18 protein-coding genes and 7 pseudogenes are annotated in these 25,542 nt (G+C 41.0%); 15 read left to right on the top strand and 10 right to left on the bottom strand.

Going from position 1 to position 25,542, the window contains the following annotated elements:
* Positions 1 to 87: 87 nt before the first annotated feature.
* From ACOBWA_RS06220 to sohB, 5 genes and pseudogenes are all read right to left on the bottom strand, one after another.
* Entirely contained in the window at positions 88 to 789 is a 702-nt protein-coding gene (locus tag ACOBWA_RS06220) for an SDR family oxidoreductase (protein ID WP_420230732.1), read from the bottom strand.
* A 290-nt stretch (positions 790 to 1,079) separates the two neighbouring features.
* Positions 1,080 to 1,844, bottom strand: a complete 765-nt coding sequence (locus tag ACOBWA_RS06215; protein WP_420230517.1) for a histidine phosphatase family protein — start codon at positions 1,842 to 1,844, stop codon at positions 1,080 to 1,082.
* A gap of 48 nt (positions 1,845 to 1,892) precedes the next feature.
* On the bottom strand, positions 1,893 to 3,137 hold the full coding sequence (locus ACOBWA_RS06210) for a phosphotransferase family protein (RefSeq protein WP_420230516.1): 1,245 nt from the start codon (positions 3,135 to 3,137) through the stop codon (positions 1,893 to 1,895).
* 241 nt (positions 3,138 to 3,378) lie between these two features.
* Positions 3,379 to 4,629, bottom strand: a complete 1,251-nt coding sequence (locus ACOBWA_RS06205; protein ID WP_227526716.1) for an acyl-CoA dehydrogenase family protein — start codon at positions 4,627 to 4,629, stop codon at positions 3,379 to 3,381.
* Between the two features lie 258 nt (positions 4,630 to 4,887).
* Positions 4,888 to 5,867: pseudogene (sohB, locus tag ACOBWA_RS06200) on the bottom strand (protease SohB).
* A 373-nt stretch (positions 5,868 to 6,240) separates the two neighbouring features.
* On the opposite strand from sohB, the pseudogene aspS reads away from it, so the two are divergent.
* The 14 genes and pseudogenes from aspS to rffA all read left to right on the top strand — a co-directional run bounded on the left by aspS (position 6,241) and on the right by rffA (position 18,557).
* A pseudogene (aspS, locus tag ACOBWA_RS06195) lies at positions 6,241 to 8,066 on the top strand (aspartate--tRNA ligase).
* A gap of 67 nt (positions 8,067 to 8,133) precedes the next feature.
* Positions 8,134 to 9,146: pseudogene (locus tag ACOBWA_RS06190) on the top strand (lysophospholipid acyltransferase family protein).
* 217 nt (positions 9,147 to 9,363) lie between these two features.
* Positions 9,364 to 10,081: pseudogene (locus tag ACOBWA_RS06185) on the top strand (glycosyltransferase).
* Between the two features lie 88 nt (positions 10,082 to 10,169).
* Positions 10,170 to 11,338, top strand: a pseudogene (locus ACOBWA_RS06180) (nucleotide sugar dehydrogenase).
* Between the two features lie 99 nt (positions 11,339 to 11,437).
* Positions 11,438 to 12,286, top strand: a complete 849-nt coding sequence (locus ACOBWA_RS06175; protein ID WP_173239633.1) for a hypothetical protein — start codon at positions 11,438 to 11,440, stop codon at positions 12,284 to 12,286.
* 465 nt (positions 12,287 to 12,751) lie between these two features.
* The gene (locus tag ACOBWA_RS06170) at positions 12,752 to 13,075 is read left to right on the top strand and encodes a hypothetical protein (protein ID WP_420230515.1); all 324 of its coding nucleotides are present in this window, start codon (positions 12,752 to 12,754) and stop codon (positions 13,073 to 13,075) included.
* Positions 13,076 to 13,162: 87 nt separating this feature from the next.
* Positions 13,163 to 13,858 carry a putative nucleotide-diphospho-sugar transferase gene (locus ACOBWA_RS06165; protein WP_173239631.1) on the top strand — a complete coding sequence of 232 codons (696 nt, stop codon included), beginning with the start codon at positions 13,163 to 13,165 and terminating at the stop codon, positions 13,856 to 13,858.
* Positions 13,859 to 13,953: 95 nt separating this feature from the next.
* Positions 13,954 to 15,012, top strand: a complete 1,059-nt coding sequence (gene rfbB, locus ACOBWA_RS06160) for a dTDP-glucose 4,6-dehydratase (protein ID WP_173239630.1) — start codon at positions 13,954 to 13,956, stop codon at positions 15,010 to 15,012.
* Positions 15,012 to 15,883 (top strand): annotated as a pseudogene (gene rfbA / locus ACOBWA_RS06155) (glucose-1-phosphate thymidylyltransferase RfbA). Before rfbB ends, rfbA begins: the two are co-directional and overlap by 1 nt.
* Positions 15,884 to 16,094: 211 nt before the next feature.
* A complete protein-coding gene (locus ACOBWA_RS06150) occupies positions 16,095 to 16,583 on the top strand; it encodes a TDP-N-acetylfucosamine:lipid II N-acetylfucosaminyltransferase (protein WP_420230514.1) in 489 nt (162 codons plus the stop codon).
* Between the two features lie 8 nt (positions 16,584 to 16,591).
* Entirely contained in the window at positions 16,592 to 16,918 is a 327-nt protein-coding gene (locus ACOBWA_RS06145) for a hypothetical protein (protein WP_420230513.1), read from the top strand.
* 1 nt (position 16,919) lies between these two features.
* The gene (locus ACOBWA_RS06140) at positions 16,920 to 17,270 is read left to right on the top strand and encodes an acyltransferase (protein WP_420230512.1); all 351 of its coding nucleotides are present in this window, start codon (positions 16,920 to 16,922) and stop codon (positions 17,268 to 17,270) included.
* A complete protein-coding gene (locus tag ACOBWA_RS06135) occupies positions 17,258 to 17,494 on the top strand; it encodes an acyltransferase (protein WP_420230511.1) in 237 nt (78 codons plus the stop codon). Before ACOBWA_RS06140 ends, ACOBWA_RS06135 begins: the two co-directional genes overlap by 13 nt.
* The gene (gene rffA, locus ACOBWA_RS06130) at positions 17,481 to 18,557 is read left to right on the top strand and encodes a dTDP-4-amino-4,6-dideoxygalactose transaminase (RefSeq protein WP_420230510.1); all 1,077 of its coding nucleotides are present in this window, start codon (positions 17,481 to 17,483) and stop codon (positions 18,555 to 18,557) included. Before ACOBWA_RS06135 ends, rffA begins: the two co-directional genes overlap by 14 nt.
* A gap of 129 nt (positions 18,558 to 18,686) precedes the next feature.
* On the opposite strand, the pseudogene ACOBWA_RS06125 reads toward rffA, so the two are convergent.
* From ACOBWA_RS06125 to glnE, 5 genes and pseudogenes are all read right to left on the bottom strand, one after another.
* Positions 18,687 to 19,546 (bottom strand): annotated as a pseudogene (locus ACOBWA_RS06125) (glycosyltransferase).
* A 53-nt stretch (positions 19,547 to 19,599) separates the two neighbouring features.
* The gene (locus tag ACOBWA_RS06120; RefSeq protein ID WP_420230509.1) at positions 19,600 to 19,767 is read right to left on the bottom strand and encodes a hypothetical protein; all 168 of its coding nucleotides are present in this window, start codon (positions 19,765 to 19,767) and stop codon (positions 19,600 to 19,602) included.
* A 122-nt stretch (positions 19,768 to 19,889) separates the two neighbouring features.
* Complete coding sequence (locus ACOBWA_RS06115) at positions 19,890 to 20,435, bottom strand: hypothetical protein (protein WP_420230508.1); 546 nt, start codon at positions 20,433 to 20,435, stop codon at positions 19,890 to 19,892.
* Between the two features lie 104 nt (positions 20,436 to 20,539).
* Entirely contained in the window at positions 20,540 to 21,469 is a 930-nt protein-coding gene (locus ACOBWA_RS06110) for a branched-chain amino acid transaminase (protein ID WP_420230507.1), read from the bottom strand.
* A gap of 308 nt (positions 21,470 to 21,777) precedes the next feature.
* Positions 21,778 to 24,642 (bottom strand): bifunctional [glutamate--ammonia ligase]-adenylyl-L-tyrosine phosphorylase/[glutamate--ammonia-ligase] adenylyltransferase, encoded by a 2,865-nt coding sequence (glnE, locus tag ACOBWA_RS06105; RefSeq protein ID WP_420230506.1) that lies wholly within the window; start codon positions 24,640 to 24,642, stop codon positions 21,778 to 21,780.
* A gap of 468 nt (positions 24,643 to 25,110) precedes the next feature.
* On the opposite strand from glnE, the gene tusD reads away from it, so the two are divergent.
* Complete coding sequence (tusD, locus tag ACOBWA_RS06100; protein ID WP_420230505.1) at positions 25,111 to 25,518, top strand: sulfurtransferase complex subunit TusD; 408 nt, start codon at positions 25,111 to 25,113, stop codon at positions 25,516 to 25,518.
* The last annotated feature ends 24 nt before the right edge of the window (positions 25,519 to 25,542 follow it).

Here is a 25,542-nt window from a genome sequence, read left to right as displayed (position 1 = left end):
CTTGCTCTGCTATTTCAGAGCAAATAGAAGAAGCCTACTATTATTGTAGTAGGCTTCTCCTTTTCTACCTTAGGAAAACCAATTTGATTAGCTTAGTTTATTCATTACTTGTAATGGCAAGTGCTTCATCGCATGACTGACCATAGACCAAGGCAGGCTCGGTACACAGGCTTCATCTACGCCCGCTTCGATAGCTGCGACAATGGCTTTAGTACCAGTATCTGTATCGACTTCAAATGGTAATGGCTTAGACCCTTCATTGATTTCGGTGCGAATATAGCCCGGGTAAATTGTAGAAACTTTGATAGGAAGATTGGTCAAAAGCATATCAGCACGAATGCCTTCTGCTAAATGAGCCAAGCCAGCTTTACTTGCCCCATAGGTTGTCAGATGCCTAGGCAATCCACGCATGGCTGACATGCTCGATATCACGACCAAATGGCCATTGTTCTGAGCACGGAAGATATTCATGGCGGCTTCACACTGTGCCAGTGCGGCGACAAAATTGACATCGGCAGTGCGACGATTGGTTTCAAAATGCCCTTTACCAATGCGGCGACTATCACCAATGCCAGCATTGACCACTACTCGCTCAATGCTACCGAAATCATCTGCAAAAGCATCAAATACTTGAAAAACCGTATCATAATCACTCACATCTAGTGCTTGGTATTCGACTCGGATATCAGGATATTTCTTCATCATCTCCGATTTTAAATGCTCTAAACGATCAGTGCGACGCGCACATATTGCCAAGTTGTAGCCAAGGCTAGCAAACAGTCTTGCCATACCCTCGCCCAGACCTGAACTGGCACCTGTGATAAGCACCGTTTTACCGTTGCCTACTTGCTGCTTACTCAAGCCTTTTAGATAGCTTGCAGGTCGAACCGCGCCTACTATCTGGTTTTTGCTATGGCGCGCACTTTTAGCAACCAATTTTATTAATTTGTTTTGCATGTACAGTCCTTTGTATATCGATATTGCACAGAATCAAATCGGTATTTCTTAGTATAAACGCTGATAGTGCTTATACTTTAAGCAGATATGACACTACATTATTCGCAAAATTACACGCAAGTTTATCGCCATGTCACAAACGGTTTACCATCAGAGAATAAATGACTGTATTCATTTAAAGACAATAAGCGAGAACTTTGATTTTTTAAAGTAATAGAGGTCACACCCGTATTAACCAAGCTTTTATTCAGCTGATAAGCGGTCTGACTGCCTTGTCGCAATAACTGTGCAGTGATTGCAGCGATGACGCCGCCTGAAGTGAATACGAGTACGGTGCTGTCCTGATCTAAGCTCATACTTGCTACTTTTGTACGTACTTGTTCAAGGGCTTGCTGTGCACGATCATTAAACTGTGGCCAACTTTCAAGATAATCTTGGTCATTGTCACCAGCATGCCAGCGCTGCATCGCTTGATCAAATAGCTCAGCCAGTCGTGTGGCTGGCGATTCTGCTTTGGCAATTTCAGCTGAGATGTCAGATCGATTGCCCGATGCCGATGCTGACTTAACGAACACGTCTTTATGATTAAATTCATCAAATTGCGGCAGAATATAACTATCAGGCTGATCAAAGTTGATTGCGGGCGCAGTAGCTGTGCCATCGCTATTATTGGCATGTACAGACGATTGGTAACGCTCCCAAAAATGACGTGCTGAGTCTTGCTGCCGAACCAACCTACCAGTAAATATGGCATCAATACGGCGCTGCGTAGCTGCATAGTGCTGACCTAACATTTGTGCCTGAACAGTGCCTAGTTCTGAGAGTTGATCATAGTTTTCTTGTCCAAAAGACGCTTGGCCATGACGTGCTAAAAGTATGGTTGTCATAAATTATTACCTTTTATCATATTTGCTAAAGTACAGTTTGCTGAATGCTTACGCTTCAGGAGAGTCAGGTGCTTTTGCAAAATAACCTTTTGGTAAAATACTTTTGACCACTTTTTGAACAGGGCTTGGCAACTGCTCGATAGCAGCAGCATCTACACCTATGTCTTCTAAATGCGGCTGAACATACGCATTGAATAAGGCTTCGCCTTCATATTGCGCAATTAGTTTCAAACATTTAGCATGCATGACATGTATAACGAGCCAAGCATTTTTGAAAGCTGGATTGGTGGTTTGCTTATGATAATAACGATAGTAGATTTGCTGAATAATGCCTGAGAGGCGGAACAATCCGAACACTTCATAAAAGGTCCAGTTATCTATCTCTAAACCTGACTGTTTTAGATAATATTCAACCACTTCATCACGTGTCATCATGCCTTCTAAATGTGTTGGCTGACGACGGAATTGCTGCATGATGATATTGTCATCTTCTTCAATCCAGTAAGCTAACGCACTACCCAAGTCCATTAATGGATCGCCAAGGGTTGCCATCTCCCAGTCAAGCACGCCAATAACTTTGGTCGGCTCATCTGCGTCAAGTATGACGTTATCAAAACGCCAATCATTATGAATAATACAGGTTTTACTATCAGCTGGTGTGTGCTTAGCAAGCCATTGTCTGACCAGTGCAAAGCTCGGTACGTTTGGCGTCTTTGCTTTGACATAACGTTTATCCCAACCACTAATCTGGCGTTCACAGTAACCTTCACCGCGGCCCAAATTGACCAAATCAGGATGTTCGGTATAGTCTATCTGATGTAACTCTACCAAAGCGTCTAATACATTGGTGCAAAGCAGACGCGTTTGCTCAGGATTTAGATCGATACCTTCTGGTAATTCTGCACGAGGGATAATACCCTCCATACGCTCCATCACATAGAAATCAGCGCCGATAACAGCTTCATCCGTACATAGCGCAATCATCTCAGGTACATAAGGATAAGCATCTTTTAACGCTTTTTGAACGGTGTACTCACGCACCATATCATGGGCAGATTTTGCTTTGGTACCTTTTGGTGGACGACGTAATATGAGATCTTGGTTTTTATCTTCACCTTCATATTGTAGTCGATACGTCCAGTTTGATGCGCCGCCTGAGAACTGAGTGACCGTAGGCTTGCCTACCACGTCGACACCTTGATCGCGAAGCCATTCACTGACTGCTTTGGCATCAAGCTCTTCACCCTCGCGTACGGCACCGCCTTTGTCTAGTACTTTATTATCAGTTGCCATGAGACATTCCTTATCATGTGGTCATTTATTTTTATAACAGATATGAGAGCTAGTTCTCAATTCAGTTTATCTCATTCTTCTTACTATTTTGGAGATGAGGACTCGCTCTAGTGATGAAAAATTCACTACTAAGTCGTTAATAGTGAATTCTTAATTAGCATGTTGATTGGCTTATTCTTGATAGTTGCGTGAGCAAATCGAAACTAACTCACACAACCGTTTGTTAAGATCAAACTTAAGACTAAGCTTTGTCAGATTTAGCAGAACGACTAAAACCCTGACGTTTCAATTCTAGTTTGGCAATCATGGTTTTATGTACTTCATCTGGACCATCTGCTAAACGTAGTACACGTGCTTGCGCATAAAAGTTTGGTAACAAGGTATCTTGGCAGACGCCCATACCACCATGAATCTGAATCGCCATATCGACGACTTCTTGTAGCACAGTTGGCGCCACTACTTTAATAGCAGAGATTTCCGTCAATGCGGCTTTGGTGCCCTGAGCATCCATTTTTTGAGCGGCGTACAATGTCAGCAAGCGTGCTTGGTCGATTTTGATACGGGCCTCGCTGATACGCTCAAAGTTACCACCCAGTTGTAGTAACGGCTTACCAAAGGCAGTACGTGACATGCCACGCTTGACTGCTAATTCAAGAGATTTTTCGGCAGCACCGATACAGCGCATGCAATGATGGATACGGCCTGGCCCTAGACGACCCTGTGCAATCTCAAAGCCTTTACCAGGTCCACCAATAAAGTGGCTGACTGGCACACGCACATTCTCGAAGCTAATTTCACCGTGCCCGTGCGGTGCATCATAATCACCAAACACTTTCAGCATACGTTTGATGTTCACACCCGGAGTGTTGACTGGTACAAGCACCATCGAATGCTGATGATGACGGTCTGCACTTTCATCAGCGGTATATGCCATCACAATCAAGACATCAACCGCTGGATCACCAAGACCAGATGACCACCACTTGCTACCATTGATGACAATCTCATCACCATCTACTACGGCGGTTGCTTGCATATTGGTTGCATCACTTGACGCCACGTCAGGCTCAGTCATACAGAATACAGAGCGTGTCTTACCTTCTAGGATTGGGGTAAGCCACTTGTCTTGCTGCTCTTGAGTACCGTAGCGCCATAACAGCTCCATGTTACCGCTATCAGGTGCATTACAATTAAATACATGAGGTGCTAGCAAACTACGACCAGTCAATTCTGCAATAGGCGCATAATCAGTGACTGACAGTCCTGCACCTAGTGTGTCATCTGGCAGGAATAAATTCCATAAGCCTTCTTCACGTGCTTGTTTGCGCAGGTTTTCGTAGGCTTCTGGCCATTCCCAGTTTTCCCAATTACCATCAGGGTTTTTCTTATGACAATCTTCCCAGAATTGGGCTTCGATAGGCTCAATATTCGTTTCAATGAACGCTTTGACTTTGGCATGCATGGCTTGACCATGTTCTGTTGCGGTAAACATTAAATTGTCGTTAGACATAAATGACTTCCTTTTCTTTATTGATTGTCTAAATCAAATGTTGATAAAAAGCTCTACTAGAGCTTTAGTGTACGCACGTATACTGTTTTCCGTGTGCTACATTTATAACACAGCAATTGTCAATAAACAGCAAAAAGGCGCGACCAGCTAGGCCACGCCTTTTACAAAATATAAACAATGTATCCAAAAACTTCTGAGCGCTGAAATACCATTATTTAACTATCATAATGATAACTAACATTATTTCAGAATATTTAGGCGGCTGTTCAAATCAAAACGTGCAAGTGCATCAGGTAATTTATCTACGGCCATGCTCAGTGTCGCTTCTGCTGCTTGAGCGCAATCCTAACTTTTCTGCTAACGTCGGCTTCTGACGTGAATATAGTGCATACACTTCGTTGTCTTCCATACGCTCTAAAATATAGCTGTCTGAAGTCTGTAGACTATCAATCAGGTTAAGCTTTAATGCATCTTCGCCATACCAATGCTCACCCGTAGCTACTTTGGCAACATCGAGTTCTGGACGATACGTGTTAACGAAATGCTTAAATAGCTCATGCGTCTGCTCTAGCTCTTCTTGGTATTTGGCACGGTCTTCGGCATCATTTTCACCAAATACAGTTACCGTACGCTTGTAGTCACCAGCGGTAAACATCTCATAATCAACGTCATGGTTTTTAGCCATTTATGAAAGTTTGGCAGCTGCGACACCACGCCGATTGAACCAATGATAGCGAATGGTGCGGCTATTACCTTGTCTGCAACGCAGGCCATCATATAACCACCGCTTGCCGCCACTTTATCGACACAGACCGTCAATTTTAAGCCAGCATCCTTTAGGCGAACCAATTGCGCTGCGGCCAAACCATAACCGTGTACCAAGCCGCCGCCTGATTCAAGACGGACGATAACTTCGTCACCTTTATTTGCGGTACTAATTAAAGTACTGATTTCTTCACGCAAATGTTTGACCGCAGTTGCTTTGATATCACCATCAAAATCGAGCACAAAAACTTGTGCTTTATCATCAGTATGTTTTTTCTTATTTTTAGTTTTTGCTTTCAATGCTTGCTTAGCTTTTTTGGCCATGACTTTTTTGAACTGTTTGAGGGCAGCTTTGCCTTGGGTGGCTTCCATCAAATCTTCACGGCGCTGCTTTTGAGCATCATTTAAGTGGCGTATTTTAAGCTCGACAGGGTTTTTAGGGGATGAAATAGCATGGTTACAAATCCTCAAGTCAGTAAATATATTGATATGGCTGTTTTTATTAGCGTGCGGTTGATATGTGCACACTAAGCGGTGTTTTCAAGCATGATGACAATATTTAACCCAATATAAATATCACTGAATAAATACGTCAGATACTTGCAGACTCCCGTTCTTTGATTGACCTCAGCCGGTTGTATAACAAAGACAGATTAGGCATAATATGCGTTTATATCAAATTTTCTGCAGCCAACGTGATGACCCTTTGTCTTGATCGCGTTGTTTGTGTGTTTTTTGGCAAATAGCTTGAAACGCACAACAATGGCTGCATTATTGTACTTCGAATTGGGCTGATAACTGGATAACCATATTATGACGCAAAGCACTATGACGCATAGCGAATACCGAGACGAGTATTGCGGAGCCGTAACCGAGAGCTTGCTTGAGCAAACCATTAGTATCGTAGGCTGGGTACATCGTCGTCGCGATCACGGTGGCGTGATTTTCTTAGACATGCGTGACCGCGCAGGTATCTTACAGGTCGTGGTCGACCCTGATACCCCAGAAGCTTTCGCAGCTGCTGATGCTGTACGTCCTGAATACGTGCTAAAGATAACTGGCCGTGTACGTCGCCGTTATGAAGGTACTGAAAATAATAATATGACCAGTGGCCAGATTGAGCTATTGGGCAAAGAAATTGAAGTACTGGCTAAGTCTGAAACGCCGCCATTCCCATTGAATGACGAAAAACGACTGTATCTGAAGACCTGCGTCTAAAGTATCGTTATCTTGATATGCGTCGTCCGCAAATGCAAGAGCGTATGGTATTCCGTGCCAAGGCAACGTCAGCGATTCGCCGTTATTTAGATGATCATGGCTTCTTGGATGTTGAGACGCCTATCTTGACTCGTGCAACGCCTGAAGGTGCGCGTGATTATCTTGTACCATCACGCACTCGTCCAGGTAACTTCTTTGCCTTGCCGCAGTCACCACAGCTATTTAAGCAATTATTGATGGTGTCAGGTTTTGACCGTTATTATCAAATTGCTAAATGCTTCCGTGATGAAGATTTACGTGCCGATCGTCAACCTGAATTTACTCAGGTTGATATTGAGACTTCTTTCTTAAATGAGGAAGAAATCATGAACATCAACGAAGGTCTTATCAAGCATTTGTTTAAGACAATGATGGACGTTGAGTTCAAGCAGTTCCCGCGTATGACTTACGCAGAAGCCATGCGCGACTATGCATCAGACAAGCCTGACTTACGTATTCCTCTAAAGTTGGTTGATGTTGCAGATTTGATGAAAGACGTTGACTTTAAGGTATTTGCTGGCCCTGCGAACGATCCTAAAGGTCGTGTGGCTGCCCTACGCATCCCTGGTGGCGCATCATTAAGCCGTAAGCAAATTGATGCTTATACCAAGTTTGTTGGTATTTATGGCGCACGCGGTTTGGCTTATATCAAAGTCAATGACGCTAGCAGCATCAACAACGGTGTGGATAAAGAGTCTGGCCTACAGTCTCCAATTATCAAAAACATGACTGATGATGTGCTTGTGAGCTTGATCGAGCGTACTGCTGCAGAAGATGGCGACATTATCTTCTTTGGTGCGGACAAAGCAAGTGTCGTGAATGATGCGATTGGTGCATTACGCCAAAAAATCGGTCTAGATCTTGAAATGACGACTTGTGAATGGGCACCACTTTGGGTAACTGACTTCCCAATGTTTGAAGAGACTGACGATGGTCGTTGGACGTCAATGCATCATCCGTTCACTAAGCCTAAAGGCTCAGTTGAAGAGTTGAAAAACAACCCAGAATCTGCCCTTTCTATCGCTTATGACATGGTATTGAACGGTACTGAGATTGGTGGTGGTAGCTTACGTATCAATACTTACGATATGCAGCAAGCTGTACTTGAAGCCTTGGGTATTGGTGAGCAAGAAGCTGAAGACAAATTCGGTTTCTTACTTGATGCTCTAAAATTCGGTGCGCCACCGCATGGCGGCCTAGCGTTTGGTTTGGATCGTTTGATTATGTTGATGGTAGGCGCAAGCTCTATCCGTGACGTTATCGCCTTCCCAAAAACCAAAACAGCTGACTGCCCATTGACCCAAGCACCTGCTGGCGTTGATAGCAAACAACTACGTGAGCTTGGTATCCGTGTGCGTGAAAAAGCACAGGCTGATACCAACAAGCCTGCTGAATAAATCGTTTGATGATGCGCGGTTGCTGTCTACAATGCCTGTTACGTGATTCATTACCATGTGAGTGGTCATGAATCCGTATCATATTTTCAAAGTCGTGCCATTGTCTGTATTGCAGATGCTGGCACGTTTTGTTGCGTGGGTTATCATTAAGATACCCAGTCTAAGTATCATGCGTACCATTCAGATCAATATGGCGCTGATTACTCATACACTGTCTGAGCAGCAAAAGCGCGCGTTGACCAAAGACATTATTTATCATCAATGTTTGACCAGTATTGAATCTATAAAAAGCTGGGCGATGCCTCCTGAGTGGAGTATCGCTCAGATTAGTGATGTCCATAATAAAGACATTTTTTAGAAGGTCTTGCCAATCCAAATGGTATGCTTGCTATCGTACCGCATCTCGGCACTTGGGAGATGATGAATGCTTGGCTCAACCAGTTTGGTGCGCCAACCATTATGTATAAGCCAGTTGATGGCAAATTCGCTAATGAGTTTATCCTTCAGGGTCGAGCGCGACTTAACGCGACTTTAGTACCTACTGATGGGAGCGGCGTCAAAGCCGTGTTTAAAACACTCAAGCAAGGTGGTTTTAGTATTGTACTGCCCGACCACGTTCCAGAGCCATCAGGCGGCGTTGTCGTTCCGTTCTTTGGTATCAAAACATTGACTAGTACCCTTGCCTCCAAGTTGGCAAGTAAAACCAAATGTGCGCTGGTTGGCTTATCTTGTATTCGCCGTACCGATGGACGCGGTTTTGACATTTACTGCTACAAACTCGATGATCCAGCCTTGTATGACCGCAATGCTGAAGTGGCGACTCATGCTCTCAATCAGGCCATGGAGCGTATGATTACAGACAATTACAGTCATTATATGTGGGGCTATCGACGTTTTAAGCGTATACCAAACTTAGGCAATCCTTACCGAAAAAATAAAGAGACTTTAGCAGCCTTTATCCAATCTCACCATTCTAACGTTTCTAATCGTTCTGCTAGCGATATCAACGATAGCATTAAAAATGACAACGTTAAAAGCGACAATGTTAAAAATAATAACACTAAGCTCGACAATCATTAGTCATCACTAACCTAACGTTGCACTATTTAGACATACCATCAGTCACAGCTATGTTAATATTGGCTGAACTCTATATTTTTTTATTTTTATTAGTCCTTCATTTATCTGACTATTATCTCAATACGAGTGCATTATGACATCTGACGTAACTAAGACCTCATCTATAGGCCCTAAGCAAACCAGTACAAATGCTGCTGAACAGCGTTATATCATCTGTATGAAATGGGGTGACAAGTATGGTCCTGAATATGTCAATCGCTTATACAATATGGTCAGCAGACATTTGACTTTAGACTTTCAAATGCTCTGTCTCACCGATGACAGCACTGGTATTGACCCTGCCGTTCAATGCTATCCTATTCCTGAGCTTAATCTACCAGCTGGGCTACCTGAACGCGGCTGGAAAAAGCTACTACCTTTAAAACTGAATTATATGGTCTAAAAGGTATCGCACTATTTTTAGATATTGATATTGTTATCGTCGATAATATAGATGCTTTTTCACTTATGAAGCCAAGCATGATGATAGTGTCGTCATTATCCGTGACTGGAAAAAGCCATGGCGCATGGTGGGTAACAGCTCAGTGTACCGATTTAAAATTGGTCAAAACACCTACCCCAATTTGCTAAATAACTTTGAGCAAAACTTTGCTAAAATCAGCTCAGAAGTACGCCATGAACAGGCTTATCTATCAAACTATTTACGTGAACATCACCATTTAGAATACTGGAATAAGGAATGGTGCGTCAGCTTTAAATATCAGTGTATTGCACCCCTTCCTTTTAATTTGATACGAGCACCAAAACTTCCTGACGGCGCAAAAATCGTCATCTTCCACGGGGAGATTAATCCACCAGATGCGATAGCTGGAGACGGTGGTAAATGGTATCGTCATGTCAAGCCAAGCCCTTGGTTGAAGGAGCATTGGCAATGAGTTTAAATAAGAAACTATGCCAATAGATGCTGCAGGTTAAGTCATAACTTCTTGAAAACAATCAACCACCTATAACATTGGACTCTTCATGAATATCACCGTAGTAGGTACAGGTTATGTCGGATTATCTAACGCTATGTTGCTTGCACAACATAACGAGGTCATAGCTGTTGATATTGTTCCTGAAAGAGCTGACCTGCTTAACCTCAAGCAATCACCTCTTGAAGATAAAGATATTGAAGACTTCTTAGCCAACAAAAGCATTAACTTTAATGCAACTTTAGAGGCAAAAGTAGCATATAAACATGCTGATATCATAATTATTGCTACTCCAACCGATTATGACCCTGAGACAAATTTTTTTAACACCAAAAGTGTTGAATCAGTTATCGATGAGGTGCTCGCAGTCAATAAAAATGCATTAATCGTTATTAAATCTACGGTTCCTGTTGGATTCACCGAAAATCTAAAAGATCGTCTATCTACAAAAAACATTATATTTTCACCTGAATTTTTGAGAGAGGGTCAAGCTCTACATGATAACCTCTACCCTTCTCGAATTATTATCGGTGGTCAGCTAGAAAAAGCTAAGCAATTTGCTACGCTATTGCTTGAGGGTGCTATTAAAAAGATGTTCCTATTCTTTATACTGAATCAACTGAGGCGGAAGCTATTAAGCTGTTTTCAAATACCTATCTCGCAATGCGTGTGGCTTACTTTAACGAACTCGATACTTATGCTCAAACTTACGGACTTGATACCAGACAAATTATTGAAGGTGTAGGGCTAGACCCACGTATTGGTAGTCATTACAACAACCCCTCATTTGGTTATGGTGGCTACTGCCTACCAAAAGATACCAAGCAGTTATTGGCCAATTACGATGAAGTTCCAAGCAATCTAATTAAAGCTATTGTTGACTCTAATAAGACTCGTAAAGACTTTATAGCCAATACTATAATTTCTAAAAACCCTAAGATCGTCGGTGTACATAGATTGACAATGAAAAGTGGCTCAGATAATTTTAGAGCTTCATCTATTCAAGGTGTGATGAAGCGAATCAAGGCCAAGGGAATTGAGGTAGTTGTATATGAGCCCGCTTTACAAGAAGATCTATTTTACAACTCAAGAGTCATTCGGGATCTAGAAGAATTTAAGTCTATCAGTGATATCATTGTCGCTAACCGTAGGGCAGATGAGCTAAATGACGTGGCTGATAAAGTATTTACCAGAGATTTATTTGGTAACGATCAATAGTTTTATTAAAAAGTAGACTGGAACTATAATTATACTTAATGCTTTTATATATACTAAACAATATATTTGATTGCCAAACTGTGAATAAAAGTCTATCTTATGAAACCTCCAAAGTATGTTGAAATTAAAGCCTTTAATAATTCATATTCTATTGTCAGATTTACACAGAAAAACGATTTAGTTAGCTATAAGGATTTGTCTGTCAATATAATAGCCTCTGGCCCTTCAATAAGTAATATGAATTATGACAAGGACTTTCTAGATAGCCCTACTATTTTTGTTAATGGCAGTATTACTCTACTCGAAAATTTTAACTTTGCTAAAATAATTGGCTATGTGATTAGTGATGATAGATTCATTAAACATAATCCCAAAATCATAGAGAATATATATTCTGGTCAACCCTTGTTCATTACTAAGCCAGTTCTATATTCGCTTGCAGAGAGCTTACCTGAACTCATAGAAAAATATCACGATTTTATTAATATAATCTACCCTGTAGATAGACCGTTACTTGTTAATAATAAAACTAGCCTTTTAAAGTCTCTTCCTATACTGGACAAAGTAGCTAAGAAAAAACTTTCTTTGAATAAGTTTAAAGACCATCAAGACTTTGTAATCGACTCTACAAGCTACCCTAAACCTATTGGCGTTTCTTTAAATATAGAAAATGGCTTTGTTGAAGCTGGCACGGTAGCTTTTGTCGCTGCCCAATTGGCTTATACTTTGGGAGCCAAACACATTAACTTATACGGCATTGACTTAATTAATAGCAGCCAACCTAGATTTTATGAAAGTAAAGATGAGGTTGCCCCTTGTAAACTTGATAAGGCCATCACCGATCGTATCGTACCCTCATTTGACTTGATGGGTAAAGTGTATAATCAGCATGGGGTTAAAGTTACTAATAAGTCTCCTGTATCTAAGGGTTTATTTAGAAACATATAGAACTTTAAAATAAACAAGAGGAGTGATGACTCAATGAAAGAGTTGTCTGGATGGAAAAGAAAAGCAGTTCTACTATTTGCTAGTGAAAAAAGTTGGGTGCCAGCGAAGCTCTATCGAGTTACTCTAATAAATTCTATGCAGATATGAAAGCCAAAATCCTAACAGAAAACGAAGTTGAATTGGTAGAAGATGCTCACAAACCGCGTTTAAAAATCTATCTGATCATCTTAATAAGGTCAAGGCAGAGTTTATTAATCAGCCAGAAATCTGTTTTTATCATGCCACATTAATTATTCTTTTACGCCGTGGATACAAACTGCAAGAAACTTTTAAAGAGTTTGAAAGGTTATGGGAGGCTGAGTCTGATTTTTATTGAACAGTCTATCTTTACGCTGGATAGTATCTGCATGCGATACTTTTGTCGACCATTCAACGGATCCTCTACGCTCTGCGATTTTGCTCAATGTGACTACACTGGTAAATACACTTAAAGTATATGAAACGCAAACATACTTGTGCGGATTGAAAGACATAAAGACCACCCATGAGGAAAATATAAATGCTCTATATGCCGAGCATTTGACCTTATATAATGGGTTAACGTACTTCCGTATTGGTAAAGACGATACGCTTAGAAATATGCGAGAACGTTATGAGGGTTTTAAAAAGTTAGACCCGTTAGCAGCAAAAATTTTATTATTTGTATTTGATAAAGTTCAGGCCTTAGGCACCGCCTTTTCTTTAGTAAAAAGTTTACATAAAGATGAAAAATCACAATGGTGGGTATAAAAACCTAGTAGAGAAACTCTGCCACCTTATTCATCTAATAGTTTATCAAATAACCATTCAATTTGTTTTTAACTTATCGAGAATTTTATGAGCGAATTAGTTCAAACCGACTCTATTACTAATGTTAGCGATAATCAAAGCTTCATTGTCTGCTGCTTTTATACTGCAAGCTATCAAGAGCATGCTATGCGTTTAAAGTCCTCTCTAGATGAGTTTAATATTAGCTACTACTTTAGTGAAGTTGAGGATGCGGGCTATTGGGAAGCTAACACATGTCTTAAACCACATTTTGTACTAGAGTGTTTAGACAAGTTCACAAACAAGGATATCTTGTATTTAGATGCAGATGCTATTGTTAAAAAACCGATTGACTACTTTAATGACATAACTGCAGATGTTGCATTTTATAAAACCAAAGGTATGCCAGGTATGTCGCACGACTACCTAGCTAGTACTATGTTCTTTAGAAACACTAAGCTAACCAAAGCGTTAGTAAAGCAATGGATCGCTGAGCAAGTAGATGGCAAAGAAACTCAGGTTGATCAAGACAGCCTTGATGAAGCAATGATTAAATTTGAAAATAAAATTTCAGTTGAGCCTTTACCTGCTGGCTATATCAAAATCTTTGATAAGGACTATGAGGGTGAGATATATATCGAGCAATATCAAGCCAGCCGCGGGCAAACTAAATTAAGACGTCAGAAAATTCGTCGTCGTAATAGAATAGCGGGTGTCGTTCTTATCGCTACCATTGGTATTGCCCTATATTCTGTGATTAATTAGATTCTTGATAAGAAGCTTCTTTGCTTAGTCTTGCAAATTCTTGCACAGCAACTGATTACGTAACTTCATATCAACTAAATTTTAAAAGATATTATATGCATATTCTCATTACAGGCGGAGCAGGCTTTATCGGGTCCGCTCTTATACGCTACTTAATCAAGAATACTGACCATCAGATTTTAAATATTGATAAATTAACCTATGCAGGAAACTTAGAATCACTGGTCGAAGTTGAAAGCAATCCCAACTATACTTTTCAAAAAATAGATATATGTGATGCGGCAGCTATCGAGCAGTCCTTTAGTGAATTCCAGCCTGATCTAATCATGCATCTTGCTGCTGAGTCACATGTTGATCGCTCAATTGATGGCCCTTCTGAATTTATAAACACTAATATCGTTGGTACATATACGCTTCTAGAAGCTAGTCGGAAGTACTGGCAAAGCTTAGACCAGCATAAGAAATCTCAATTTAGATTTCATCACATATCTACTGATGAAGTGTATGGGGATTTAGAAGGTACTACTGATTTATTTACTGAGTTGACTCCTTACGCTCCAAGCTCTCCCTACTCTGCCTCAAAAGCCAGTTCAGATCACTTGGTTCGTGTTTGGTATCGAACCTATGGTCTGCCTATTGTTATCACTAACTGCTCTAACAACTATGGCCCTTACCACTTTCCAGAAAAACTGATACCTCTAGTTATCTTGAACGCATTAGATGGAAAAGCACTCCCTATCTATGGTAAAGGTAACCAAATACGTGACTGGCTTTATGTTGAAGATCATGCAAAAGCACTTTATAAAGTTGTGACTGAAGGAGCTATTGGCGAAACTTATAATATTGGTGGCCACAATGAAATGCAGAATATTGAAGTCGTAAAAACGATTTGCCACATCTTAGATGAGTTAAAGCCTCAATCGAACAATCAATCTTATGAAGAATTAATTACTTTTGTTGAAGATCGTCCTGGGCATGATTTACGTTATGCTATTGATGCCTCCAAGATTAAGAATGATTTGGGTTGGACTCCAGTAGAAAGCTTTGAAAGTGGTATTCGTAAAACAGTTGAGTGGTATTTAAACAATTTAGATTGGTGTCGCCGTGTTCAAGATGGCAGCTATCAACGCGAAAGACTGGGAGTAAAAACTTAATGGCTACTAAAGGAATTATCTTAGCAGGTGGTTCAGGCACTCGACTCTATCCAATCACTCAAGGTGTCTCAAAACAGCTTTTGCCAATCTATGATAAACCGATGATCTATTATCCACTATCTGTCTTAATGCTAGCAGGCATTCGAGAGATACTGGTTATCAGTACACCCGAGGATATCGATGGGTTTAAGCGCTTGTTAGGAGACGGTAGCCAGTTAGGCATTGAAATTACATACAAAGTGCAGCCGAGCCCAGATGGGTTAGCACAAGCATTTATTATTGGTGAAGATTTTATCGGCGACAGTAACGTGTGTTTAGTACTGGGAGATAATATTTTTTATGGACCCGGTCTAACTCCCTTATTACGAAATGCGGTGAATCAGAAGTCTGGGGCTACTGTATTTGGCTACCAGGTGAAAGATCCTGAACGTTTTGGAGTGGTCGAGTTTGATGACAATAAAAGAGCAATTTCAATAGAAGAAAAGCCTACCAACCCTAAGTCGAACTTCGCAGTGACTGGCCTATACTTTTATGACAATGATGTTATAGAGTTTGCTAAACAGGTAAAACCCTCAGATAGAGGTGAGCTTGAAATCACCACTATTAATCAAATGTATATGCGGCGTGGAGATCTAAAGGTTGAACTGCTAAGACGTGGCTTTGCTTGGTTAGACACAGGCACTCATGAAAGTTTAATTGAGGCTGGGATGTTCGTGCAAACCATTGAAAAGCGTCAAGGGTTCAAGATTGCTTGCTTAGAAGAAATTGCTTATCACAATGGCTGGCTAAAAAAGAAGACTTAGAAAGAATTGGCAAGGCACTTAGCAAAAACAGCTATGGTCAATATTTATTAGACCTGGTGACACAATAATGAGTCATAAGATATTACATATAGGCTCAGCTGAAAAGTTTATGCCAAGTTTCATAGAGCTGGTAAAAGAGAACTTCGATTTTAATTGCCATGAGTTCTATTTGTCTAAAGGTATGGCTGAAAAAGACTTACCTCAATCAGATAACATACACTTACTTCCTAACAAAAAAGACTGTCTAAGTTAAAGCATTATTCTCAGATTTTAATAAAGATGCATCAAGCCGACAAAGTAATACTGCATAGTCTGGTTGATATTAGCATCGTGAAACTACTTTTTTTATCTCCTTGGCTATTAAAGAAATGTTACTGGGTAATTTGGGGAAACGACTTATACACTTATAAATTTGACAAGCGCAATCGCAGATGGCGTGTCAGAGAGGTATATAGACGACCTGTCATTAAGAAAATGGGCTATCTCGTTACCTATATGCAAGGTGATATCAATTTAGCTAGGGAGTGGTATGGCGCTCAGGGCGAGTATAAAGAGTGCTTAATGTATACCAGTAATATCTATAAATCAGTTGAAATTAAAAAGTCAGCCAATAGCCAGGTTAGCATTCAACTGGGAAACTCCGCTAATAGTACAAACAATCATATAGAGATAATTGAAAAACTAGCCCGATTTGAAGACAATAATTTTCGAGTATACACACCACTCTCCTATAGCGACCAAAATCATGCCAAAAAGTTATTAAAATAGGAAATGAGTTGCTCAGCGATAAGTTTTATCCAATGACAGACTTCATGCCATTTGATGATTACCTAAAGTTTCAAGGTTCTGTCGATATTGGGATTTTTAATAACAGTAGACAGCAGGCATTAGGTAATATCATTACTTTACTAGGCCTGGGAAAAACAGTATATATGCGTGATGATACCAGCCAATGGAGATTATTTAAGGACAAAGGCTTAAAAATCTACAATATTCAAGATTTCAATAATATAAACTACCGTCACCATGAAAACAATGTTTTATTAGTTAAACAGTATTTTTCCAAAGAGACTTTAATTCAACAACTTACGGAACTTTTCTAAGATGGCTTATTTAAACTCTGAGCAATTAAGAGAGATGGGATTTAAGTCTCTTGGTAAAAATGTAAAAATTAGCGATAAAGCTAGTATTTATAATGCCGATCAAATTGAAATCGGTGATAACTCAAGAATTGATGACTTTTGTATCATATCTGGACATATCCAAATTGGTTCATACTGCCATATCACCCCTATGTGCTTACTAGCAGGTGGCATAAAAGGAATTCAACTTGAGGACTTTTGTACGCTTGCATATGGTGTTAAAGTTTTTTCACAGTCTGACGACTATAGCGGAGAGACAATGGTAAACTCTCTCATTCCAAAAAATATAAGAATGAGAAAATGGAGAAGGTAACTCTTAAACGTCAAGTAATTGTGGGTGCTGGTAGTATTATTATGCCTGGTGTCACTATTGCTGAAGGCTGCTCAATTGGTGCTATGACGCTGGTTAATAAAAGCACAGAAGCATGGGGTATATACGTAGGAAACCCTGCTAGAAGAGTTAAAGATAGAAAGCAGGACTTACTACTATTAGAAAAGACATTTTTAGAAGAAGAAAGTATTAATGATTCCATTTAATAAACCCCCATATACTGGTAATGAAGACCAGTACGTTTTACAAGCCATGCGCAGTGAGAAAATGTCTGGTGATGGGGACTTTACTAAGCGCTGTCACTCTTGGTTTGAAAAAGAGCTTTCTTGTAAAAAAGCGCTACTTACCCCTTCTTGCACAGCTGCATTAGAAATGGCTGCCCTCTTGATAGACATCCAGCCAGGTGATGAAGTGATTATGCCTAGCTACACCTTTGTTAGCACGGCAAATGCTTTTGTCTTACGTGGAGCGAAAGTGGTTTTTGTTGATGTCCGTCCTGATACGATGAATATCGATGAATCTAAAATAGAATCAGCTATTAACTCTAAGACCAAAGCTATTGTTCCTGTTCATTATGCAGGGGTTGCCTGTGAGATGGACACCATCATGGATATAGCAAGCCGCCATAATATCTATGTTATAGAAGATGCTGCCCAAGGCATGATGAGTACTTATAAAGGTCAGGCTTTAGGAACTATTGGACATATAGGCACTTATAGTTTTCATGAGACTAAGAACTATACAAGCGGTGGCGAAGGTGGCTTATTAATTATTAATGATGATCAGTTTAAAGAAAGAGCCGAGATAATTAGAGAAAAAGGCACCAACCGAAGTCAGTTTTTTAGAGGTATGGTAGATAAGTACTCGTGGGTTGATATTGGCAGCAGTTATCTGCCCAGTGATATTCAAGCTGCTTACCTTTGGGGACAGCTTGAAAAAGCTAATGAGATAAACAATAATCGTCTAGACTCCTGGTCTTATTACTTCGAAAACCTTAAGATGCTTGAGTCTAAAGGTAAAATTGAACTAGCTATTATACCAAGCCACTGTAAATGTAATGCTCATATGTTTTACATGAAAGTATCAGACATGCAGACCCGCTCTGACTTAATAAATCATTTAAAGGACTGCGAGATAGTTGCTGTCTTTCATTACATACCTCTGCATACATCAGTAGCTGGAGAAAAAGTGGCAGGATGCATGGTGAAGATACTTATACAACCAACCACAGCGAGAGACTACTTAGACTACCTATTTTTTATGGTTTGACTCGGGATGAGCAGAAAAGTGTTATACAAGCGATTATTGATTTCTACTCTTAACTAACTATCTTCTTTACTATAACATTCATTCTAAAAACCCGCTCTACTTAACAATAGAGCGAGTTTTTATAAAAGCTTATCTATTAAACAACTTAGATAAGAATCCACTCTTTATTGGTCGAGTTATTTTATTACCTTTATATCGCTTATGTGACTTCTTGGGTATGACACCAAATGGCTCTACACGATAGTCTTCTAAATTATAATCTGCCGCTATAGCTTCATTATAGTAAGTATCAAACAAATCGCTAAGCTCTTGCCTGGGGTGAGGCATAATTGCACCATCAAACCAATGCCTCCCTTCTTCTTTCTCTAACCGTGGTATGGAGTATTTATGACTGAACTGCGTTCCCATGTCAGAATAATGAAGAATTTTAATATCTTCAATATCTAAATCCTCACCATCGATACAGTTATAACTATCTATATAAGGAGTGATTAGCTCTGGATGCTCTTTAAACTGTTTCATCAGCTTGTTATGCCCTTCTGGATCAGCTTTTAACTGACTGACAGGCGTTAAAACCTTCTGAGATTTTTGGCAATCCCATACGCAAGTACAAAGACGGGCAATGGCATCCTTTGTTTTAGCCGCGACTACACCCTCACCTTGGATAGGGTGATTCCACAGTTCTTTTAAGTCGCTAAGCACAACCATATCGGCATCCATATAGATTGCACGGCCTTTAAAATCACAATACTCAGGGATTGCCCAGCGGAACCCCGAAAAAGGCGTTGCCCATTTTCGAGTATCCCATCCCTCGCCCTTTTCTGGGTTCGAATACCAAAAGCTGTCAGGATCACGAGAAAGCTGCATCCATACGATTTCAACCGCCATACTCGTGTGCTTTTTATACTGTGATCTAGCACCATCATCTGCTCTAGATCACTATTGTTAGGATCGCAGCCAACAAACACTTTTACAATTTCATTACTCATAGGTTCTCCTGCCATATGTGGATGTTGTACAGTTTATCAGTACCAATAATTTTTTATTCTTTCCAGTTCTCTTTAACCCAACCTACTGGCAATATAAAGTGACGTAAATGACGTATTGGATGCTTAAGGTTTTTAGAGTCTTTTAGCTGTCTTAAATGGTCAGCAGCATTATCAGCAGATTTAGAGGTATATTGTCCATTGATAGCATTTGTCGGATACAAACCACCTGGGAAAATAACTATTCTGGCACCTTTAGGGATTTTAGGTGGGATAAAATAGTTTAGAGGGAAAGGTTGGCGACATTTACGTCTAAAATGAGCGACCCACTTTTTTGGAAATATCTTTACACCCCCGGCACATTACGAGTCACAAAGCGTTGTTCAAAACGATATTTATCAGCAATACCTTGCGGATCTGCCTTAAATTTCTCTTGTAAAGAAACCATTGAACCCACTTGAAATCTAAAGCATGAGGTCTGTCCAAGTTTCTCTAAAGGATTACTTGGATTGTATGACAAGATAACGTCATCTGGCACACCATACTCAAAGAATGGATCAAGACTATCGACTATCACCACATCCAAATCTAAGAACAAAACAACACCTGTGACATCACCTAGCTTCTCACCCCACAAACGAGACTTGGGCCACTTGCCTAACGTATTAGTGGGCATAGTCACATCTAATAGCGGTAATTCCTGACATTCAACTTCAGGTCTGACATCGGTAGGGTCATCTGTAAAGCAGATAAAACGAAACGGTGGCGTAATATTTCGAGAAACCATGCCGTATAGCTTATTGGCATAATGAGCACCGTATTTTGTACCCCATTTAATACAAATAATTTGTTTGAGGTTTTTATTATCGGCTGTACTAGAATCTATTGGCATTGACTGCTCACTTTGATCGTATGAATAAATATGATGGCTATATTAGCACAAAAAAGACTGAACAATTATGTTCAGCCTTTTTGGTCTTTAAAGTAACTTTATTATCAGTCGATAAAACTTAACCAATCCATATACTGCTCATTACGGCCATGTACTACGTCAAAGTACAAGGTTTGCAATTTCTCAGTCAACGGACCACGGCCACCATTGCCGATAGTACGATCATCGTATTCACGAATTGGTGTGACCTCAGCTGCCGTACCAGTCATAAAGATTTCATCTGCTAAGTAGAACTCATCACGAGTGATACGGCGTTCAACGACTTTGATACCTAAGTCTTCAGCAAACTGAATAATAGTACGACGGGTGATACCATCTAGCGCGCCGCCACCTAAGTCCGGCGTATGCAGTACACCGTCTTTGACTAAGAATAAGTTCTCGCCAGCACCTTGGCAAACATAACCTTGCGGATCCATCAGGATGGCTTCGTCATAGCCATTACGCGTGACTTCTTGATTGGCCATAATAGACACAGGATAGTTACTAGATGCTTTTGCTTTGCACATGGTCACATTGGTCATGTGATGCGTAAATGATGAGGTTTTCACACGAATACCATTTTTGATACCGTCTTCACCTAGGTATGCACCCCAATGCCATGCTGCGACCATCGCATTAACACTATTATCACGCGATGACAGACCCAGTTTTTCAGCACCAAACCAAATCAGCGGACGGATATAAGCTTCTGCTAAGTTATTTTGTTTGACCACATCTTTTTGTGCTTGTTCAAGTGCCGCTGCATCAAAAGGCACACTCATTTGAAAAATCTTTGCAGACCCTAGCAAACGCTCAGTGTGTTCTTTTAGGCGAAAAATCGCCGTGCGGTTGTCAGCAGTTTGGTAAGCACGCACACCTTCAAATACTGCCATGCCATAATGCAAGCTATGGGTAAGCACATGGATTTTGGCATCTGGCTGTTCGATCATTGTGCCATTCATCCAAAGCTTACCATCTTGTGTTGCCATATTCATTTTATAATCCTTATGCTAGCACTGACGTCTAACTTTTTTAGGTAGGTTTTATTTAACAGTAGTGATCAACATCGTATGATAACACCGCAGTGCCCATTTTTATTGCTTAAAGCACAGCTTGATTATGACGAACAGCTAACAGTATTAAGATGATGTGTGACCGATTATATCACTGGCCGTATTGGCAAATGAAATCTTTTGGTTTGAGACCCTATAGTTTTTAATTACGCTTTTTAATTATCACAAGGCCTTACAGTTTAAGCGTCTCTTGGACTATCGGCAAGGCCTGAATCATACAAGTTACGATATTACTCGTCGTCTGTCTCCACACCCATAAGATGCTGCCATTGTGACTGTACTAACGCTCGCGTCTCCTGCCACAATGACTCATCAACGAGCAAAGACTGCTCTGATAGTGCCAATTGATGCGTGGCAGCACGTATTCTTAGATAGGCATCGGTCAAATCCTGACAGACTTGGTCATCCCAAATACCAAGCAAGGCAACTTCTGCAAAAATTCGCACATTATCGCTCCATTTCGTCAAACTCGGATATTCATGTGAGTAAGCCAATACGGCAAACTGTGCTAAAAACTCAATGTCTACAATCCCGCCTGCATCTTGTTTAAGATGAAACTTGCCCGCCTCCTGCTGCCATTGGCTCGTGCCTAGATGCTTTTGCATTTTGATACGCATGCTAGTGACTTCACTACGTACTTGATCCAGTGTCCGTGGCAACGACAAGACATCGCGGCGAATATCACAAAAACGTGCAGTGACTCGCTTGTCTCCACAAATCGCGCGAGCACGTACCAGCGCTTGATGCTCCCATGACCATGCTTTATCCATTTGATAGGTTTCAAACGCATGACAAGACACCACCATCATGCCAGCATTTCCTGAAGGCCGCAGACGCATATCAATCTCATAGGCACGGCCATCACGGGTTTGAGTATTGAGATAATTCATTAGCTTTTGTACAAGACGCGCGGCAAACTTCATACCACTGACTGATTTTTCACCAGTGGTCATACCTTGCTCTTTTATCTTGTGTAAGAATACCAAGTCCAAATCTGAAGAATACGATAGCTCTAAGCCACCAAGCTTGCCATAACCAATAATTGCAAAGCCGCAGTCCGCTTCAGTGACTGGGTCGCCATCTTGGCCAATAGGATATCCATAACGGTTAACAATCTCTGCAAAAGCGCGCTCTAATGCTGCTTCTAGTACGACCTCAGCGATATAAGTCAATGAATCCGACACTTTCATAATCGGGCGTTCCGCCAATACATCGCTAGCAGCAACCGCCAACACTTGATTCTTTTTGAACAGTCGCAGGACGCTTAACAGCTCTTCTTCATCGTTTGGCTCGACGCGTAGCAACTGTTGGCGCAAGATATCACGCAGCTCACGCTTATCTGGCAGATGACGATAACGCTGCTGCAAAAAAGTATCCAATAATACAGGATACTGGGCCAACTCTTTTGCGATCCACGGGCTGGCAGATAGCATTGGAATCAGCTCAATCGTTGCATTGGGGTTTTCAGCAATCATGACCAAGTAGATAGAACGGCGGCAAATCGCTTCAAGCAGTGAGATCAATCTTGGTAAAGCAGTATTGGCAAGTTGCTGCTGTTCTTGATGCGCTAACAACGCATGGACAATGACAGGATATGCGTCGTCTAAACGCTCTCTGGCCTCATCACTTAAGTTAGCCACCATTTTTGATTGCCAAAAGTTCTGTAGTAACTCGCGATTTTCTTCTGTCAGCACTTCTTTTAAACGGGCAATTTGCTCATCTAAGTGCTCTGGTTCTAGGTCGGTGTCTTCGTTATCAGGTACTTGGCGCTCAGTGACCATACGCTCAAACGGCACATTGACACTTTCGCGATGACGATTAAGCTGATCTAATAAGGCATGCCAGTTTTCAAAATTCAGCGTCACTGCTAGATTATGCTGCCATTGCTCATCGTGTGGTAAGCGCTGGGTCTGCTGATCATTAATCGCTTGAATAGCATGCTCAAGCCGGCGTAAGAACCGATACGCTGCCTGTAGCTGCTCATAAGTTGAGTGCTCCAGATAGCCAAGCTCACACAATACTTGCATCGCTTTCAAGCAAGGTTTGATTTGCAACTGTGGATGCCGGCCACCATAGATAAGCTGAAAAGCCTGTACGATAAACTCGATATCTCTAATACCGCCCGCACCAAGCTTGATATTATCCAGATCTTCACGCTGTGCAACTTGGTTTTGGATAAGAGACTTCATCTCTCTCAATGCTGAAAACGCACTGTAGTCCACGTAATAACGAAACACAAATGGCTTAATCAGCGCTTGTATCTCTTCATAAAATGGCTGGTCTATTTGTCCGACTACGCGCGCTTTTAACCAAGCAAAACGCTCCCATGCACGCCCATGCATCGTAAAATATTTTTGTAATGCAGACAGATGAATGGCCAAATCACTTCCATCACCCCATGGACGTAAGCGCATATCTACTCGAAAGACAAAACCGTCAGCGGTCTTGTTATCAAGCAGTTTAATAATGCCTTGACCCAATCTGGTCATAAAGCGTTTGTTGTCTATGCTACGTGTGCCTTTTGCCTTATTGCCATTGGTCTCGCCGCGTGCTTGATGCACAAATATTAGGTCAATATCACTTGATAAATTCAGCTCTTGCGCACCAAGTTTACCCATGGCCATGATTGCCATATCATCGATTTGTATATTGCCTTGTTCATTGATAAAGGTCGGCTCGCCATATTTAGCAACCAAGTGCTGATAGGTATAATCCTTAGCAAAAGAGATACAACCATCTGCAAATTCAGACAACTCATCGGTCAGCTGCTCTAGACTGATCGCTTGCAAGGCGTCTTGCCAAATCCAGCGCATCATTAGTAGCGTGCGCAAGTGACGCAGACCACTCATGACCTTGATTTCATCAGCAAGTTGATAGTTCTCATCTAGCGTATAATCTTGTATCAGATCATCGATTTGCTGACGGGTCAGCGTACTATTCAATGGATAGCTACGCAAAAACGTCTGACATGAGACGGTCCGACTCTCCCAAATCTGATAAGCAAATTCGCTCGCTGTCTGCAGGACTTGCAGTTGTTCTACGGTAGGCTGATAATCTGTACCATTGTTCACACGTGAGGGCATAGCAGGTAACATAGTGACAAAAACTCCTTACATAGAATGGTAAGACTACGTGAACCTAGCTCATAAGTTTATTGTTTTTTCTTACGAGGCAGTCACAGCATCAAATAATAATACTCAATGTGCCTACACTTGAGATAAAACCACGTTAAATAACAGTGACTCTACTTGGTTTGCGGCGCTTTATGTTAGCATAAACAACTTTGATAGAGACGACGCGCCGCTCTTTTTATGACATAACGATATTTGATGTGACAGTATGATCCGCTGCATGTCTCATTATCAGTATAAAGTCTGTTTTCTGTCACGCAAATTTGCACACAAGCACTATAATAATAACGACCAAATGACTTTATACAAAGCATTTATAGCAACTCGGCCATAATTTCTAAACTCTTATTTATAATATGTGATACTGCGCCTTATGACGACCACTCCCCGTTACTACTGATTACTGCTGACCCTAGTCACCCATTGGCACACTTGGCGTTACGCTATGCACGCGCTTACCTGAAGGGCGCAGCGAATAGTCATGATATTGATCACAATGACACTAATAGTACAGGTACAGGCAGAAGCGATAATGCTACCTCTGAACAACCCCTGCTCAATGTCTTCTTTTATGGCGACTCGGCTCACATAGCCAATCGATTGCGTTGGCAGTCAGCCGATCAATTAGACTTGACCAAAGAATGGCAGTCATTGGCTGAGCAGTATCAATTACTCCTACCTGTCTGTGTCAGTACAGCCCTTAGCCGCGGCGTGAGTGATGTAGACAACAGCTCACGCCATCAGCTTGACGGTGCCAATCTTGCAACAGGGTTTACCTTAGTGGGACTCAGTGAACTTGCGATGATGATGCAAGATGACAGTCGTTTGATACAGTTTTGATAGCATGTCGTTTGATAGTTTGTC

Origin of the sequence: Psychrobacter sp. ER1 (assembly GCF_048631835.1) — a bacterium.
In the GTDB taxonomy this organism is placed as follows: domain Bacteria; phylum Pseudomonadota; class Gammaproteobacteria; order Pseudomonadales; family Moraxellaceae; genus Psychrobacter.
This window is presented reverse-complemented; position numbering and strand designations above follow the sequence as displayed.

Coding starts and splice junctions, on each gene's coding strand:
- ACOBWA_RS06220 (WP_420230732.1), bottom strand. CDS start 789: ATGGCAAGACTGTTTGCTAGCCTTGGCTACAACTTGGCAATATGTGCG.
- ACOBWA_RS06215 (WP_420230517.1), bottom strand. CDS start 1,844: ATGACAACCATACTTTTAGCACGTCATGGCCAAGCGTCTTTTGGACAA.
- ACOBWA_RS06210 (WP_420230516.1), bottom strand. CDS start 3,137: ATGGCAACTGATAATAAAGTACTAGACAAAGGCGGTGCCGTACGCGAG.
- ACOBWA_RS06205 (WP_227526716.1), bottom strand. CDS start 4,629: ATGTTTACCGCAACAGAACATGGTCAAGCCATGCATGCCAAAGTCAAA.
- ACOBWA_RS06175 (WP_173239633.1), top strand. CDS start 11,438: ATGAAACCTCCAAAGTATGTTGAAATTAAAGCCTTTAATAATTCATAT.
- ACOBWA_RS06165 (WP_173239631.1), top strand. CDS start 13,163: ATGAGCGAATTAGTTCAAACCGACTCTATTACTAATGTTAGCGATAAT.
- rfbB (WP_173239630.1), top strand. CDS start 13,954: ATGCATATTCTCATTACAGGCGGAGCAGGCTTTATCGGGTCCGCTCTT.
- ACOBWA_RS06150 (WP_420230514.1), top strand. CDS start 16,095: ATGCATCAAGCCGACAAAGTAATACTGCATAGTCTGGTTGATATTAGC.
- ACOBWA_RS06140 (WP_420230512.1), top strand. CDS start 16,920: ATGGCTTATTTAAACTCTGAGCAATTAAGAGAGATGGGATTTAAGTCT.
- ACOBWA_RS06135 (WP_420230511.1), top strand. CDS start 17,258: ATGGAGAAGGTAACTCTTAAACGTCAAGTAATTGTGGGTGCTGGTAGT.
- rffA (WP_420230510.1), top strand. CDS start 17,481: ATGATTCCATTTAATAAACCCCCATATACTGGTAATGAAGACCAGTAC.
- ACOBWA_RS06115 (WP_420230508.1), bottom strand. CDS start 20,435: ATGCCAATAGATTCTAGTACAGCCGATAATAAAAACCTCAAACAAATT.
- ACOBWA_RS06110 (WP_420230507.1), bottom strand. CDS start 21,469: ATGAATATGGCAACACAAGATGGTAAGCTTTGGATGAATGGCACAATG.
- glnE (WP_420230506.1), bottom strand. CDS start 24,642: ATGTTACCTGCTATGCCCTCACGTGTGAACAATGGTACAGATTATCAG.